Consider the following 15,512-nt stretch of genomic DNA (forward strand, 5'->3'; position numbering starts at 1 on the left):
GTATCGGTGGTCTGTACCGATGACACCCACCCGCGAGAGGATCTGACGATGACCGAGTACTCCGCGCCCACCGGCGCACCCATCTGGTTCGACCTGATGAGCTCCGACCCCGCGCGTGCCGCGGACTTCTACGGCGCGCTCTTCGGCTGGGAGGTCGAGGCGCCGCGAGCGGAGTTCGGCGGCTATCAGAACTTCACCCGCGGCGGCCGACGGGTCGCCGGCATGAGCCCGGTCATGGACGGCGCCGGCGTCGTCTCCGACGTGTGGACGGTGTACCTGCACGCTCCCGACATCGCCGCGACCGTCGCGGCCGCCGAGAAGGCGGGCGCCCAGGCCATGTTCCCGCCCATGGCGGTCGGGACCGAGGGCTCCATGGCGATCGTGACCGACACGGCCGGTGCCGCGATCGGCTTCTGGCAGCCCGCCGACCACGTCGGTTTCACGACCTGGGGCGAGCACGGCGCGCCGTACTGGTTCGACTGTCTGACCAAGGACTACGCGGCGTCGACCGCGTTCTACCCGGCGGTCACCGGCGTCTCGCTCCTCGAGGTCGGCACCGGCGGGGACCCGGACTCGGTCGGACCGGATCGGTACTCGCAGATGATGTTCGGCGAGATGGGCTACGGCGGGATCATGGACGCCGCGACACTCCTGCCGCCCGAGGCCCCGTCGTTCTGGCAGGTGTACGTCATGGTCGACGACGTCGCCGCCGCCACCGCGAAGATCTCCGAACTCGGAGGCGAGGTCATGATGGCCGGCGAGGACACCCCCTACGGCACCCTCGCCTCCGCCAAGGACCCCATGGGTGCGATGTTCTGCTACGCCTCCCCTCCCGCCGGCGGCATGTAGCCGGCTTCGCGCGCCGACCGTTCATTCGCGCTTCCATCATGGGGCGCAGATGAACGGCGGCCGCGCGAACGGGTGCCGGGGAACCGGCGGCTGCACGGCAGCGTCGAAGTGCCGTGACCATATTTCCCACGGATCGTCACGGACTGATCCACCGCGCCGCAGCGCTCGCTTCCGGCTTCAGCGACACCGACGTCACGCGTGCGGTCTCCCGCCGCGAGCTGGTCCGGGTGACCCGGGGCGTCTTCGTGGTGCCCGCCGATCGCACACCCGAGGAATTGCACCGGCTGGCCGCGATCGCGATCGACGCCTCCACGTCGTCCGTTCTCAGTCACCAGTCGGCGGCAACGGTGCACAACCTGCAACTGCTCCGCCCGAATCTTCGGCGCGTCCACCTGACGACGGGGACGCCCTCGGGAGGTCGTCGGAGTCCGGTGCGTCACGAGCATGTCGGCGTTCTCACCGAGTCCGAGATCGTCACCATCGACGGTGTCCGAGCGACCTCGCTCGAACGCACCGCGGTCGACGTTGCGCGGACGACCACCATGGGCTTCGCAGGCGCACTGGCCGTCCTCGATTCGGCATTGCGCCTCGGCGCCGATCGCGAGGTCATGGCCGCCATGATGACGACGTCGGCTCGCGGTATCGGCCAGGCCCGGAGAGCCCTTCGTCATGCCGACGGCGAGGCGGAGAACCCGGGCGAATCGTGGAGTCGTGCACAGATGATCGAGGCCGGCCTACAGTCCCCGCGTCTTCAGCACGAGTTCCGCGACGACGACGGGAACCTCATCGCGCGTACCGACTTCGACTGGGCAGGCCTGCTCGTCGGGGAGTTCGACGGGATGGCCAAATATCAGAAGCACCTGCGTTCGGGCGAGACCCCGTTCGATGCGATGCGACGCGAGAAGGAGCGCGAAGATGCGTTGCGACGAAGGGGCATCATGGTGATCCGGTGGACGTGGCAGGACCTCGAACGCGGACGAGTGGTGCCGATGATCCGGGACTGGCTCGCGCGTCTGCGACTCGTAGCGGCGTGAACGCGGACCCGCCGCTCATCCGCGCGGCACACTCGGCACGCGAACGAACGGTGGGCGCGCGTTCAGACTCCGGCGTTGGCGTCTTGCTTCTTGCGGAGTTCGAGGGCGATGTCGATGAGTTGGTCCTCCTGGCCGCCGACGAGTTTGCGGGCGCCGGCCTCGAGGAGGATCTCCGCCACCGAGACACCGTATTTCGCGGCGTGACCCTCGGCGTGCTTGAGGAACGAGCTGTAGCAGCCGGCGTAGCCCATCATCATCGCGGCGCGGTCGACGAGGCACTCGCTGGGCATGATCGGCGCGACGACGTCCTGGGCGGCGTCGGCGATCTTCATGAAGTCGATGCCGGTGCGGATGCCGAGCTTGTCGCAGACCGCGACGAACGCCTCGACCGGCGTGTTGCCCGCGCCGGCACCGAACCGTCGCACCGAGCCGTCGATCTGACGTGCGCCTGCCCGTACCGCGGCGACGGAGTTGGCGACGGCGATGTCGAGGTTCTCGTGGCCGTGGAAGCCGACCTGCGCGTCGTCACCGAGTTCGGCGACCAGCGCCGACACCCGATCCGACACCTGCTCGAGCACCAGGGCACCCGCGGAGTCGACGACATAGACGCACTGACATCCCGCGTCGACCTGGATGCGGGCCTGCTGCGCGAGGACCTCCGGCGGCTGGCTGTGGCTCATCATCAGGAACCCCACCGTCTCCAACCCGAGCTCGCGGGCGAGCCCGAAGTGCTGAATGGAGACGTCGGCCTCGGTGCAGTGGGTGGCGATGCGGCAGATCTGCGCGCCGTTGTCCTGCGCGGCACGGATGTCGTCCTTGACCCCCAGCCCGGGCAGCATCAGGAACGCGATCTTCGCCGTCGTGGCGGTCTCCACCGCGGCGCGGATCAGCTGTTGCTCCGGTGTCTTGGAGAACCCGTAGTTGAACGACGACCCACCGAGGCCGTCGCCGTGGGTCACCTCGATGACCGGGACCCCGGCGCCGTCGAGCGCGCCGACGATGTCGCGGACGTCCTGCTCGGTGAACTGGTGGCGCTTGTGGTGGCTCCCGTCGCGCAGAGACGAGTCGGTGACGCGGATGTCGAGGGTGTCGGAGTACGCGATGGCGGTCATGTCAGATCCCCAGCTTCTGCTTGGCCAGCTCTTCGCCGACCTTGGTGGCGGCGGCGGTCATGATGTCGAGGTTGCCCGCGTACGGCGGGAGGAAATCCCCGGCGCCCTCGACCTCGACGAAGATCGACACCCGCGCCATGCCGCCGTTGACCACACTCGGCGGGTCGAACTGTGGGTCCTGCAGCAGCCGGTATCCGGGCACGTAGGCCTGGATCTCCTTCTCACGCCGGTGGATCGACTCGGCGATCGCGTCGGTGTCGGCGTCCTCGGGGATGGCGCAGAAGATGGTGTCGCGCATGATCATCGGCGGGTCGGCCGGGTTGAGGATGATGATCGCCTTCCCCCGGTCGGCGCCGCCGATCGTCTCGATGCCCTTCGACGTGGTCTTGGTGAACTCGTCGATGTTCGCCCGCGTGCCCGGACCCGCCGACACCGAGGCGACCGACGCGACGATCTCGGCGTAGGCCACCGGCACCACCGACGACACCGCGTGCACCATCGGGATCGTCGCCTGACCGCCGCACGTGATCATGTTCGTGTTGGGCTTGTCGAGGTGTTCGCGCAGGTTCGCCGGCGGCACGACCGCCGGGCCGACCGCGGCCGGCGTCAGGTCGATCGCGGTGATCCCCGCCGCCTCGTACCGCGGCGCGTACTCGCGGTGGACGTACGCCGACGTCGCCTCGAAGATCAGATCCGGCTTCTCCGACGACGACAACAACTCCTCGGCCCCACCCGACATGGTGATCAACCCGTGGTCGGCGGCACGCTTCATGCCCTCGGAGTCCGAGTCGATCCCGACCATCCAGCGCGGCGAGATCACCTCGGAGCGTTCGAGTTTGTACATCAGGTCGGTCCCGATGTTGCCCGATCCGATGATCGCGGCGGTGACCTTGGTCGTCACGTCGTCTCCTTGCTGGTGCGGAAATCTGCGGTCACCGTGCCCAGACCGATGAACTCGGCACGGAACTCGTCGCCCGGTCGCACGTCGATCGCCCGCGTCGCGGTGCCCGGGAGGATCACGTCGCCGGCGCGTAGGCGCACGCCGAAGGCGTCGACCTTGCGCGCGAGCCACGACACCGCGTTGAGCGGGTGGCCGAGCACCGCCGAGGAGTTCCCCTTGGCGATGACCTCGCCGTTGCGGGTGAGTTCGGCGTCGATGTCACCGGTGTCGATGTCGGCGATCGCGACACGTTCGTCGCCGAGGATCCACCCACACGACGACGCGTTGTCGGCGATCGTGTCGCACAGAGTGATCCGCCAGTCACGGATACGCGAGTCGATCAGTTCGATCGCCGGGACCACCCACTCGACCGCGTCGATGACGTCGTCGTTGGTGCAGCCCGCACCGGGCAGATCTGTGCCCAGGATGAACCCGACCTCGACCTCCACGCGGGGTAAGCAGAACCGCCGCGCGTCGATCGGCGCGTCCTGGCGGTAGCCCATCGTGTCAAGCAAATGCCCATAGTCGGGCTCGTCGACGCCCATCATCTGCTGCATCGCCTCCGACGCCAAGCCGACCTTGTGGCCCACCACGCGGGCGCCGCCGGCCACGCGCCGACCGATGTTGCGCAACTGGATCTCGTAGGCGTCGACGACGTCGAGATCGGGATGCGACGCGGTCGGCGGCTCGATGGCCTGCGCACGCGCCTCGGCGTCGGCGAGGGTGTGGGCGATGTGATCGCGCACGTTGTCGGGGACCGTCACGTCTGCGCCCTCTTCCGTATGAACGTGTTGCCGTTTCGCCGACAAACGTCGGTGGTGAACCATCGTCCACCTGATATAGCCTGCACGAAGAGCAATTCTATAACGTGTTCTAGATTTGCGGGAGGCCGGTGCCCACCGATCGGCCCACGCAAGACAGGCGAAAGGGCCGGCCATGACCAGCACAGACCACCTCGAAGCGGAATACGACGTCGTCGTCGTGGGCGCGGGTGGAGCGGGGATGAGTGCCGCGATCACCGCCGCATCACAGGGCCTGAAGACGGTCATCATCGAGAAGTCGGCCTACTGGGGAGGCTCGACGTCACGCTCGGGCGGCGGCGTGTGGATCCCCAACAACTCCGTCCTCGAGCGCGACGGCGTGAAGGACGACCCCGAGGCCGCGCGCACCTACGTCCGGTCGATCGTCGGAGACGTCGTCGCCCCCGAACGCATCGACGCCTACATCGACAACGGCCCGAAGGTGCTCGACTTCCTCTCCGAACACGCACCGTTGGATCTGGAGTGGGTGAAGAACTACTCCGACTACTACCCCGAGGCGCCCGGCGGCCGGGTCGGCGGGCGGTCGTGTGAACCGAGACCGTTCGACGCCCGCAGACTCGGCGCCGACTTCGCGACCCTGCACCCGCAGTACACCAAGGCCCCCCTCGGTGTGGTGGTGAAGCAGTCCGACTACCGCTGGCTGTCGACCGGACTGCGCCACTGGCGCGGACCGCTCAAGATCATGCAGGTCGGTCTGCGGATGATCTGGGGCCGCGTGACCCGCAAGCACCTCATCGGGATGGGCGCGGCGCTGATGGGTGAACTGCTGCTCGGCGTGCGGAAACTCGGTGTCCCGCTGATGCTCAACACCGGTCTCACCGATCTCGTCACCGAGAACGGCCGGGTCGTCGGGGTCACCGTCGACGCCGACGGCACCCCACGCACCATCCGCGCCCGCAGGGGCGTGATCCTCGCCTGCGGCGGTTTCGAGCACAACGAGGAGATGCGCAAGAAGTACCAGCGCGAGCCGATCGGCACCGAATGGACCACCGGCGCACCGAGCAACACCGGCGACGGCATCAACGCGGGCATCAAGATCGGTGCGGCGGTGAGCTTCATGGAGGATTCGTGGTGGGGTCCCACGATCATGCTGCCCCGGGGCCCGTGGTTCGCCCTCGCCGAACGCTCGCTGCCGTGTTCGTTCATGGTCAACACCCGCGGCAAGCGGTTCATGAACGAGTCACTCCCCTACGTCGAGGCCGTGCACCAGATGTTCGGCGGCGAGTACGGCCAGGGTGAAGGTCCCGGCGAGAACATCCCGGCGTGGCTGGTGTTCGACCAGACCTACCGCGACCGCTACATGTTCGCCTCCGTCTCGGGTCGGCAGCCGTTGCCCGCGAAGTGGTTCACGACCGGCGCCGTGCTCAAGGCCGGTTCGCTGGCGAGCCTCGCCGAGAAGATGGAGGTGCCCGCCGACGCACTCGTGGCCACCGCCGAACGCTTCAACGGCTTCGCGCGCAACGGTTCCGACGACGACTTCGGGCGTGGCGTCAGCCGCTACGACCACTACTACGGCGACATCACCAACAAGCCCAACCCGAGTCTCGGCGAACTGACGAAGGCCCCCTTCTACGCGGTGAAGATGTACCCCGGCGACCTCGGCACCAAAGGTGGTATCAACACCGACGTCGCCGGACGCGCTCTGCGCGAGGACGGTTCGATCATCGACGGCCTCTACGCCGCGGGCAACACCAGCAGCCCGGTGATGGGCCACACCTACGCCGGACCCGGCGCCACCATCGGCCCGGCCATGGTGTTCGGCTACCTCGCGGCGATGGACTGCGCCGGATCGGCGCCGGCACAGCAGGTCGGCTCGGATCGACGGGCCGGCTGATGCCGATCGATCCGTCGGTCGCGGTCGGCGCCGACCTCGGCGAGACGTCGTTCGAGTGGAGTGCGTCCGACGTCGCGCTCTACAACCTCGGCGTGGGTGCGGCGGCCGACCCGCTCGACACCCGCGGGTTGCGCTACGTCGACGACACCGCACCCGCGGTGCTGCCGACCTTCGCGACCGTCGCGGAGAACTTCCACGCGACCGCGGCGCCGACGGTGTCGTTCCCGGGTATCGAGATCGACCTCGCCAAGGTGGTCCACGGCAGTCAGCAGGTCACGATGCACCGGCCGATCCCCGCGAGCGGCAAGGCGACGACCCGATCGCGACTGGCCGAGGTCCAGGACAAGGGTTCGGCGGCGGTCGTGTTCACCGAGTCGCAGACCTTCGACAGCGACGGCGAACTGCTGTGGAGCGCACGGTCGTCCATCTTCGCCAAGGGCGAGGGTGGTTTCGGTGGCGAGCGCGGGACATCCGACCGTGTCGAGTACCCCGACCGCGCCCCCGACACCGTGCTGACTGTGCCCACACGACCCGATCAGGCCCTGCTGTACCGACTCTGCGGCGACCGCAACCCACTGCACTCCGATCCCGCGTTCGCCGCGCGAGCTGGCTTCCCCGCGCCGATCCTGCACGGGCTCTGCAGCTACGGCACGGTGTGTCGGGCCCTGGTCGACGAGGTGCTCGGCGGCGACGTGGAGGAGGTCGGATCATTCGGCGCGAAGTTCGCCGGCGTCTTCTTCCCCGGTGAGACGTTCCGGATCTCGCTGTGGGACAACGGCGCCGACATCCTCGCGACCGCGACGGTCGCCGAACGCGACGACGCCCCTGTGTTGGGCAACGTGGTCCTCAGTCGTCGTTCGTGACCCGCGCGGCCCAGAAGCCGTCGACGGCCGCGCGGGCGACGGCCTCGTAGTCGAACGTCGTGAGCGTGCTCAGACGCCCCATCGCCAACGGCCCCACGAGCAACGCCATCGCGGTGATGCGGTCGACATGGCCGAGCTGGGCCACGGCCTGCGGACTGCCGAGCACCTCGTCGAACGGTCGCAGGTACTGCTCGGCGACACGCTCACGCAGGGTGCGCTGCTCGACGAGCTGGTCGGGATCACCGGGCCGGAAGCCCTCACCGAGATCGGCGCCGAGCGAGAGCCAGGCGAGGAACGTCGTGGTCGCCGGGACCGCGGCGATGAGTCGGGCCTGACTTAAGGTCAGCGCCAGGAGTTGCTCTCGTACCGAACCGGACACCGGCGGCGCGGGCGCGGGCGGGATGACGACGTGGAACGCGGCCGCGACCAGTTCGGCGGTACCCGCGAAGTGGCGGTAGAAGGTGGCGCGCGAGACGTCTGCGGCGGCCACGACGGCATCGACGGTGACCGCCGACGGTCCCGCATCGCGCAGGAGGTCTGCGGCGGCGTCGATCAGTTTCGCGCGCGATTGCGCGGGGCGGGGGTCGCGACGACGCACCGGGACACCACCTCCACTCTGGGCGAATCGAGGACGAGACTACACAAGACTGTTAGTCTCAAAAATCTCGACGACCTCAGGGGATCGAGCGAGGGTCAGCCCATCGAGCCGACCACGAGCAGCATGCCGATGACGAGTGCGATGAGCGGCGCGATCATCGCGACGACGCGCCAGAGGCGGATGGACGCGGGTGAGTGATGGCGATTGTGCATGGTGACGGACATGGGATCGGTTCCTTTCACCCCGGGGCAGCGATGACCCGGTCGGGCGAGCTGTGTGGTGCTCGTGTGAAAAGAGTGACAGAAGTAACACTTGTGGCGGAGAAACGACGCCGCATCGCGACGTCACGATTGGGCAACACATGACCGAGCAGAGCAGCGCCGACCGTCTCGCGATGCGCGACATCTGGCTGATCGCCGTCGCGTGCGCGGCACTGTCCGCGGTCGTCGCGGCGATGGCCGCGCTGAACACCGCACTCGCCGAGATCGCGCCGGACATCTCCGCCGATTCCGCACAGATCACCTGGCTGGTCGACGGCTACACGCTCACGCTCGCGGCCCTGCTGTTGCCGGCCGGCGCTCTCGGCGACCGGTTCGGGCGGCGCGGCATGCTCATCGGCGGCATGGTCGTCTTCGGCGTGGCCTCGGCGTTGCCGGTGTTCCTCGGCGACCCGAACCTCATCATCGCCACCCGCTGCCTGGCCGGGGCGGGTGCTGCGCTGGTCATGCCGGCGACGCTGTCGCTCATCACCTCCGGTGTCCCCGAGTCGAAACGACCGATCGCGGTGAGCATCTGGGCCGGTGTCGCCGGCGCCGGGGCCATCGGCGGCTTCTTCGTGACCGGCATCCTCCTCGAGTTCTTCAGCTGGCACTCCATCTTCATCACGTTCGCCGGGGCGTCGGTGCTGATCGTGCTGCTCGCCCTGACCATCGGCTCCTCGAGCGACAGCAACCCGCCGCCCTTCGACCTCCCGGGGTCGGTGACCTCCGCGGTCGCCATCGCGGCGTTCGTGTTCGGGCTCATCGAGGGCCCCGTACGCGGCTGGGACGATCCGTTGGTGCTGGCCGCCCTCATCGTGGGTCTCGGTCTCGCCGGGGCGTTCATCCGGCTCGAGATCCGGCGGGAACACCCACTTCTCGATGTCCGGCTGTTCCGCCGTCGCGCATTCGGTTCGGGTGCCTTCGCGATCGCGTTGCAGTTCCTCGGCTCGTTCGGGACGTTCTTCCTCATCCTGCAGCGACTGCAACTGGTGATGGGCTACTCGCCGCTGAAGTCGGCGGTGGCCATGTTCCCGCTGGTGGTCGTCGTGATGGTGATGTCGCTCCTCGGCAACTGGCTCGCGGTGCGTTTCAACTTCCGCGCGGTGCTGGCGCCGGGGATGTGCATCTTCGGCATCGGGATCGTGCTGCTCGGCGCGCTGAGCTACACCGAGTACTCCACCATCGCGATCCTGTTGTCGGTCATGGCCTTCGGGCTGGGTATCGCGACCGCCCCGGCCACCACCGCGATCATGGTGTCGACCCCGGTGGAGAACCAGGGCGTCGGCTCGGCCGTCAACGACACCGCGCGCGAGCTCGGTGCCGCCATCGGTATGGCGCTGGCCGGAAGCATTGTGGCCGCCGGGTACACCGCGCGCATCGGGACCACCGCCGACGCGGCGCGCGAACAGTTGCGAGCCCTCGGCAACCAGGTCGTCGCGAGCGGGGACACCGTCCGCGGTCAGATGCTCATCTCGCAGAGCGACACCGTGCGCGACACGATCGGTCGGTCACTGGCGCAGGCGCGAGCGGTGTCGGATCAGATCGGTCAGAACATCCCCGGCCGGATCGGCCCCGACATCTTCGACGGGGCGCAACGGGCGTTCCTCGACCCGTCGAACCAGGCCTACATCGTGCTCGGCGCACTCGTGATCGCTGGATCTGTCGTCCTGGGATTCTGGGCCCCGAACCGCCTGGACGAGAAGGCGACCGGGACCACGGTCGTCGCGGCACCCGCCGGCCGCGAGACCGATCCGGTCCGCTAGACCACCGCGGCCGATCCCTCCGCAGCAGCACCCTGTGCCGCCGATGTGGCCCACTTGTAGTCGGCCTTGCCCGCCGGGGAGCGTTTCACGGCGTCGACGACGGTGAGCGCGCGCGGCACCTTGTAGCCCGCGATGTGCTCGCGGCAGACGCTCTGGACGTCGTCGAGCGTGGGCGCGGGCGACCCCTCGACCACCGAGACCACCGCGGCCACCTTCTGACCGAACCGTTCGTCGGGGACACCGACCACGAGAACGTCGTGCACCGCGGGATGCGCCTGCACCGCGGCCTCGACCTCCTCGGCGAACACCTTCTCGCCACCGGTGTTGATACATCCCGAGCCGCGGCCGAGGAACACGACACTGCCATCGGCGTCGAGACGCCCCATGTCGCCGAGGATCGCGGCCCGACGCCCGTCGGGCAGCGTCACGAAGGTGCGGGCCGACTTCTCCGGGTCCTTGTGATAACCGACCGGGACGCGCCCGACGCGGGCGATGAAACCGATCTCGTCGGACCCGGGCTCGATCGGTTCGAGCTTCTCGTCGAGGACGGTCAACGCGGGGTTCGAGGTGGAGCGCAACAGACCGTCGTCGCCCATCACCAACTCGCCGTCGTTCCCGGTCTCCGACGCACCGAAGTTGTCGCGGAACCACAGGTCGGGCTTGATCGCCCGCATCCGCTCGCGCACCGCGGCCGACCAGATGGCCCCGCCGTTGGTGATCGACAGCAGACCGCTCACGTCGAGCGTGCCCTGTGCCGCTCGATGTTCCATCTCCTCGACGAGCGGCGCACCCATGCCGTCGCCGACGATGAGCACGATCTGCACACCGTGGTGCTCGATCGAGTCGAGGACGGCCGACGGCACGAAATCACGCTGCAGGACCAGGCGTCCGCCGTTGATGAAGAACATGAACAGCGAATAGATGGCCGCACCGTGCATCAGCGGCGCCGCGAGCAGGAACGAGATCGGCGCGAAGGTGCTCGCGTTGTGGGCGATCGCGGCGTGATCGGCCAGCGGCTCGGGGCCGTAGGGGTTCCCACCCGAGAGCGGCTTGTGGAAGAAGTCGTCGTGGCGCCACACCACGCCTTTCGGGTAGCCGGTGGTACCGCCGGTGTAGAGGATGTAGCGCTGATCCCCCGAGCGGGTCGGGAAATCGCGGGCGGTGCTGTGCGCGCTCAGGTCGACGCCTCCGATCGACACCTGATCCCCCTGTGCGGCATCGAGTTCCGGGGTGACGTCGCCGATCACCAACACCGAACGCACCGACGTCTGCGGCAGCACCGTGGACAGGGTGCGTTGATGCTCGGGTAGCTCCACGAGTACCGCGACGGCATCGGAGTTGTCGAGGATGTAGGCGAGCTCGGTGGCGGTGTAGCGGTAGTTGATGTTGATCGCCGTGGCGCCGATCTTGAGGAGCGCCACGATCGCGTACACGTGCTCGAGACTGTTCTTCAGGTACAGCGCGACATGGTCACCGGCGCCGATCCCGTTGTCGCGCAGGAGATGACCCATCGCGTTCGATCGCTCGTCGAGCTCGCGGTAGCTGACGTCGACACCCTCGTAGCCGATCGCGATCCGGTCGGGCACCGCATCGGCGATGGTCTCGAAGATGTCGCCCAGGTTGAAGTCGGTGGAGATCTCGCTCATCGGGTCAACACCAATCCGCTCGTGGGGACACCGGTCCCCGCCGTGACGACGACGCGTGCCGCGCCGTCGACCTGATTGACCGAGTCGCCCCGCAACTGCCGGACGCCCTCGGCGATGCCGTTCATGCCGTGGATGTAAGCTTCACCGAGCTGACCGCCGTGGGTGTTGAGCGGCAGTGCGCCGCCCACCTCCAGCGCCCCGTGGACGCGCACGAAATCCTTGGCCTCACCGCGTCCACAGAAGCCGAGCTCCTCGAGCTGCATCAGCGTGTACGGCGTGAAGTGGTCGTAGAGGATGGCCGCATCCATGTCGCCGGGGCCCAGACCCGACTGTTCCCACAGCTGTCGTCCGACGAGCCCCATCTCGGGCAGACCGGCGAGGTCGTCCCGGTAGTAGCTGGTCATGATGTATTGGTCGGTGCCGCTTCCCGACGCCGCACCCGCGATGATCGCCGGGGTGTGCGGCATGTCGCGGGCGCGTTCGGCGGAGACGATGACCAGTGCGACACCGCCGTCGGACTCCTGACAGCAGTCCAGCAGATGCAGCGGTTCGGCGATGTAGCGCGAGTTCTGGTGATCGTCGATGGTGATGGGTTTGCCGTGGAAGAAGGCGTTCGGGTTGACCGCGGCGTGTTTGCGGTCGACCACGGCGACGGCACCGAAATCGGCACTGGTGGCGCCGTACTCGTGCATGTAGCGCTGGGCGACCATGGCCACGAACGCGGCCGGTGTCGACAGTCCGTGCGGGTAGCTGAAGGCGTTGTCGGTGCCGGAGGAGTTGTCCTGTGCGGCGAGGCCGGCGTTGACCTGTCCGAAGCGCATGCCGGAACGTTCGTTGAACGCGCGGTATGCGACGACGACGTCGGCGACACCGGTGGCGACGGCCATCGCGGCCTGCTGGACGGTGGAACACGCTGCGCCGCCGCCGTAGTGGATGCGTGAGAAGTACGTCAGCTCACCGATCCCGGCCGCGCGGGCGACGGCGATCTCGGTGTTGGTGTCCATCGTGAACGAGACCAACCCGTCGACGTCGGACGGCGACAGCCCGGCGTCGACGACCGCGGCCCGCACGGCCTCGGCGGCCAACCGCAGTTCGCTGCGACCGGAGTCCTTGGAGAAGTCGGTGGCGCCGATCCCGACGATGGCGGCCGCCCCGGACAGTCCGCCGCTCACGACACCGCCTCCTGTCCGGGATGATCCACCGCAGTGTGATCGAGCGTGACGACCACGGTCGAGGTGACGTGCTTGCCGAGCGAGTTGGTCCCGACGACGTCGACCGTGGCCGTGCCCTTCTCGAGTGCGGTGACGGTGCCTGCGAAGGTCAGGGTGTCGTAGGCGTACCACGGCACCCCGAGGCGCAGGGTGATCGACCGGATCTGTGCCCGCTGCCCGGCCCAGTGCGCCACGTAGCGGCCGACGAGACCGGTGTCGGTCAGGATGTTGACGAAGATGTCCTTCGAGCCCTTGGCGTGGGCGAGATCGCGGTCGTGGTGGACGTCCTGGAAGTCGCGGGTGGCCAGGGCCGTGGACACGACGAACGTCGGGGTGGCCTCGATCGTCAACGGCGGCAACGTGTCGCCGACACCCGCGGTCGGCGGCTGGGCCGGGACGGTCGGGGCGGTCATGATCGCTCCTGCTCTTCGAGGGGTCGCCAGGCGTAGAGACTCCAGGGGGATTCGTCTGCGGCACCCGCCGCGACGTCGAGGAATTCGACGGTCACACCCATCCCGATGGCGACCTCGGACGGGTCGACCCCGCGCAACTGACCGAGCATGCGGACACCCTCGTCGAGTTCGACGAGCGCGATCACGAACGGCAGCGCGCGGCCGGGCACCTTCGGCGCGTGGTGCACCACGAAGCTGTAGACGGTGCCGGTGCCCGCGGCCACCTGATAGTCGGTCGGCTCCGTGTGGTCTTTCCACAGTGCGGGGACCGGGGGGTGGGTGAAGGTCCCGTCGGGGAGGCGTTGGATCCGCAATTCGTGTCGGGCGACACCGTCGAAGAAGAACGCGGTGTCGCGCGACGCGCTGGGCCGCATCATCGTCTCGGCGTCGAGGTCGGCGGTGTCGGCACCCAGCGACGAGGTGATCGACTGTGTGCCCGCCTGCTCGGCGGGCCGGAACTTGAGGATGCGGAAGTCCATCTCGGCGACCACTTCGTCGCCGACCGTCCACACGCTGTGGGTGGTGAAGAACCAGCCCTCGCCGAGCCCGGTCTGTTTGGGACCGACCACGTCGGTCAGCGCGGAGGAGATCGCGACCTCCTCGCCGGGACGGGTGTAGCGGTGATAGATCGAGTCGCAGTTCGTCGCGACGACCGAGGTGTAGCCGGCGTCGTCGAAGATCTGCGACACCGCCGAGAGCGGGTCGTCGTCGGGACGCGCACCGTGCAGCCCTCGCATGGTCCACACCTGTGCCATCGCCGGTGGCGCGACGACACCGTCCCACCCAGCGGCGCGGGCCGCGGCGTCGTCGGTGTGGATCGGGTTGGTGTCTCCGATGGCCTCGACCCAGTTCGCGATCATGGGCGTGTTGATCGGATCGCGACCACGAACGGGGGTGCTCGCACCCGCGGCGCGAACCGCGTCGGTGGCCGAGCGGATGGTGGAGTCGACGGTCACGTGCGGCTACCGCGCCGCTCGTGGCAGACCGAGGCCCGCGGTCGCGATCATGTCGCGCATCACCTCGTTCACCCCTCCGCCGAACGTGATCACGACGTTGCGTTTGGCCTGCGCGTCGAACCACTCCGCCAGCTCCGCGGTGGCCGGATCGGTGAGATCGCCGTAGCGACCGATGATCTCGTCGATCAACCGTCCGATCCGTTGTACCCGTTCGGTGGCGAACACCTTCGTCGCGGCGGCGTCGGCCATCGAGATGGATTCGTCGCCCGACGACGCGATCTGCCAGTTCAGCAGTTCGTTGATGCGGGTGTAGGCGGCGATCTCGGCCAGCGCGCGCCGCACGTCGGGGTTCTTCGCGGGGACGGCGCCGTCGGCGGCCGGGCGGTGCGACCATGCGGTGATCCGCGCCAGCAGCCCGTCCATCCGGCCCGCCGGACCGAGCATCACCCGTTCGTGGTTGAGCTGGGTGGTCAGCAGCTTCCAGCCGCCGTTCTCGTCACCGACCAGCATGCTCGCCGGGACGCGGACGTCGGAGTAGTAGGTGGCGTTGACGTGGTGCGCGCGGTCGGCGGTGATGATCGGGGTGAAACTGTAGCCCGGGTCGCGGGTGTCGACGATGAGGATCGAGATGCCCTTGTGCTTGGCCACGGTCTTGTCGGTGCGCACCGCGAGCCACACGTAGTCGGCGTCGTGACCGCCTGTGGTCCAGAGCTTCTGGCCGTTGACGACGTAGTCGTCGCCGTCGCGGACCGCGGCGGTCGTCAACGACGCCAGGTCGGTCCCGGCGCCCGGCTCGCTGTAGCCGATCGCGAAGTGCACCTCGCCGGCGAGGATCGCGGGCAGGAACGTCGCCTTCTGCTCGGCGGTGCCGTGGACCTGCAGGGTGGGCCCCACCGTCTGCAGGGTGACCGCGGGCAGCGGGACGTCGGCGCGCGCGGCCTCGTTGACGAAGATCTGCTGTTCGATCTCACCGAAACCCTTGCCGCCGTACTCCGTCGGCCAACCGACACCGAGCCAGCCGTCGGACCCCATCTGCCGGATCACCTTCCGGTAGGTGGGTCCGTGACGTTCGGTGCGCATGGTCGCCGCGTCTTCGGGCGAGATCAGCGACGAGAAGTACTCGCGCAGCTCCGCTTTGAGCGCCTTCTGCACGGGTGTCAGATCGATGAACAC

The 15,512-nt window shown here is 68.3% G+C and carries 15 protein-coding genes; 5 read left to right on the forward strand and 10 right to left on the reverse strand.

The window, feature by feature from the left end; all coding sequences use genetic code 11:
• Nucleotides 1-48 precede the first annotated feature (48 nt).
• Nucleotides 49-849 carry a VOC family protein gene (locus ACLBW1_RS10090; RefSeq protein ID WP_447811695.1) on the forward strand — a complete coding sequence of 267 codons (801 nt, stop codon included), beginning with the start codon at nt 49-51 and terminating at the stop codon, nt 847-849.
• A gap of 113 nt (nt 850-962) precedes the next feature.
• Complete coding sequence (locus tag ACLBW1_RS10095) at nt 963-1,883, forward strand: type IV toxin-antitoxin system AbiEi family antitoxin domain-containing protein (RefSeq protein ID WP_447811696.1); 921 nt, start codon at nt 963-965, stop codon at nt 1,881-1,883.
• A gap of 62 nt (nt 1,884-1,945) precedes the next feature.
• Here the strand turns inward: ACLBW1_RS10095 and dmpG are convergent, their stop codons facing one another.
• From dmpG to ACLBW1_RS10110, 3 genes are read right to left on the reverse strand one after another with little or no spacing between them, the layout of a single operon-like run.
• On the reverse strand, nt 1,946-2,995 hold the full coding sequence (dmpG, locus tag ACLBW1_RS10100) for a 4-hydroxy-2-oxovalerate aldolase (protein ID WP_447811697.1): 1,050 nt from the start codon (nt 2,993-2,995) through the stop codon (nt 1,946-1,948).
• A 1-nt stretch (nt 2,996) separates the two neighbouring features.
• A complete protein-coding gene (locus ACLBW1_RS10105) occupies nt 2,997-3,896 on the reverse strand; it encodes an acetaldehyde dehydrogenase (acetylating) (RefSeq protein ID WP_447811698.1) in 900 nt (299 codons plus the stop codon).
• Nucleotides 3,893-4,699 carry a 2-keto-4-pentenoate hydratase gene (locus tag ACLBW1_RS10110; protein ID WP_447811699.1) on the reverse strand — a complete coding sequence of 269 codons (807 nt, stop codon included), beginning with the start codon at nt 4,697-4,699 and terminating at the stop codon, nt 3,893-3,895. Before ACLBW1_RS10110 ends, ACLBW1_RS10105 begins: the two co-directional genes overlap by 4 nt.
• A 172-nt stretch (nt 4,700-4,871) precedes the next feature.
• Between ACLBW1_RS10110 and kstD the strand changes: the two genes are divergently transcribed.
• Both kstD and ACLBW1_RS10120 read left to right on the forward strand, forming a co-directional pair.
• Nucleotides 4,872-6,590 (forward strand): 3-oxosteroid 1-dehydrogenase, encoded by a 1,719-nt coding sequence (kstD, locus tag ACLBW1_RS10115; RefSeq protein WP_447811700.1) that lies wholly within the window; start codon nt 4,872-4,874, stop codon nt 6,588-6,590.
• Nucleotides 6,590-7,453, forward strand: a complete 864-nt coding sequence (locus tag ACLBW1_RS10120) for a MaoC/PaaZ C-terminal domain-containing protein (protein ID WP_447811701.1) — start codon at nt 6,590-6,592, stop codon at nt 7,451-7,453. The genes kstD and ACLBW1_RS10120 overlap by 1 nt, the downstream gene beginning before the upstream one ends.
• Here the strand turns inward: ACLBW1_RS10120 and ACLBW1_RS10125 are convergent.
• Complete coding sequence (locus tag ACLBW1_RS10125) at nt 7,437-8,051, reverse strand: TetR family transcriptional regulator (protein WP_447811702.1); 615 nt, start codon at nt 8,049-8,051, stop codon at nt 7,437-7,439. The genes ACLBW1_RS10120 and ACLBW1_RS10125 overlap by 17 nt on opposite strands.
• A 95-nt stretch (nt 8,052-8,146) precedes the next feature.
• A complete protein-coding gene (locus ACLBW1_RS10130; RefSeq protein ID WP_447811703.1) occupies nt 8,147-8,275 on the reverse strand; it encodes a hypothetical protein in 129 nt (42 codons plus the stop codon).
• A 137-nt stretch (nt 8,276-8,412) separates the two neighbouring features.
• Between ACLBW1_RS10130 and ACLBW1_RS10135 the strand changes: the two genes are divergently transcribed.
• Nucleotides 8,413-10,074, forward strand: coding sequence for an MFS transporter (locus tag ACLBW1_RS10135; RefSeq protein ID WP_447811704.1), 1,662 nt, complete (start codon nt 8,413-8,415; stop codon nt 10,072-10,074).
• On the opposite strand, the gene ACLBW1_RS10140 is transcribed toward ACLBW1_RS10135, so the two are convergent.
• Genes ACLBW1_RS10140 through ACLBW1_RS10160 form a run of 5 tightly spaced genes read right to left on the reverse strand, consistent with a single transcriptional unit; the run spans nt 10,071 to nt 15,512 of the window.
• On the reverse strand, nt 10,071-11,720 hold the full coding sequence (locus ACLBW1_RS10140; RefSeq protein WP_447811705.1) for an AMP-binding protein: 1,650 nt from the start codon (nt 11,718-11,720) through the stop codon (nt 10,071-10,073). The two genes, ACLBW1_RS10135 and ACLBW1_RS10140, sit on opposite strands and share 4 nt — an antisense overlap.
• Nucleotides 11,717-12,892, reverse strand: coding sequence for a lipid-transfer protein (locus ACLBW1_RS10145; RefSeq protein ID WP_447811706.1), 1,176 nt, complete (start codon nt 12,890-12,892; stop codon nt 11,717-11,719). Before ACLBW1_RS10145 ends, ACLBW1_RS10140 begins: the two co-directional genes overlap by 4 nt.
• On the reverse strand, nt 12,889-13,344 hold the full coding sequence (locus tag ACLBW1_RS10150) for a MaoC family dehydratase (RefSeq protein WP_447811707.1): 456 nt from the start codon (nt 13,342-13,344) through the stop codon (nt 12,889-12,891). The genes ACLBW1_RS10145 and ACLBW1_RS10150 overlap by 4 nt, the downstream gene beginning before the upstream one ends.
• Nucleotides 13,341-14,339 (reverse strand): bifunctional MaoC family dehydratase N-terminal/OB-fold nucleic acid binding domain-containing protein, encoded by a 999-nt coding sequence (locus tag ACLBW1_RS10155; protein WP_447811708.1) that lies wholly within the window; start codon nt 14,337-14,339, stop codon nt 13,341-13,343. The genes ACLBW1_RS10150 and ACLBW1_RS10155 overlap by 4 nt, the downstream gene beginning before the upstream one ends.
• 6 nt (nt 14,340-14,345) lie before the next feature.
• The gene (locus ACLBW1_RS10160) at nt 14,346-15,512 is read right to left on the reverse strand and encodes an acyl-CoA dehydrogenase family protein (protein WP_447811709.1); all 1,167 of its coding nucleotides are present in this window, start codon (nt 15,510-15,512) and stop codon (nt 14,346-14,348) included.

Source organism: Williamsia sp. M5A3_1d (assembly GCF_053345315.1).

Excerpts from the sequence above, each read along its gene's own strand:
- ACLBW1_RS10090 (WP_447811695.1), top strand. The coding sequence starts at position 49 with ATGACCGAGTACTCCGCGCCCACCGGCGCACCCATCTGGTTCGACCTG.
- dmpG (WP_447811697.1), bottom strand. The coding sequence starts at position 2,995 with ATGACCGCCATCGCGTACTCCGACACCCTCGACATCCGCGTCACCGAC.
- kstD (WP_447811700.1), top strand. The coding sequence starts at position 4,872 with ATGACCAGCACAGACCACCTCGAAGCGGAATACGACGTCGTCGTCGTG.
- ACLBW1_RS10120 (WP_447811701.1), top strand. The coding sequence starts at position 6,590 with ATGCCGATCGATCCGTCGGTCGCGGTCGGCGCCGACCTCGGCGAGACG.
- ACLBW1_RS10130 (WP_447811703.1), bottom strand. The coding sequence starts at position 8,275 with ATGTCCGTCACCATGCACAATCGCCATCACTCACCCGCGTCCATCCGC.
- ACLBW1_RS10135 (WP_447811704.1), top strand. The coding sequence starts at position 8,413 with ATGACCGAGCAGAGCAGCGCCGACCGTCTCGCGATGCGCGACATCTGG.
- ACLBW1_RS10140 (WP_447811705.1), bottom strand. The coding sequence starts at position 11,720 with ATGAGCGAGATCTCCACCGACTTCAACCTGGGCGACATCTTCGAGACC.
- ACLBW1_RS10150 (WP_447811707.1), bottom strand. The coding sequence starts at position 13,344 with ATGACCGCCCCGACCGTCCCGGCCCAGCCGCCGACCGCGGGTGTCGGC.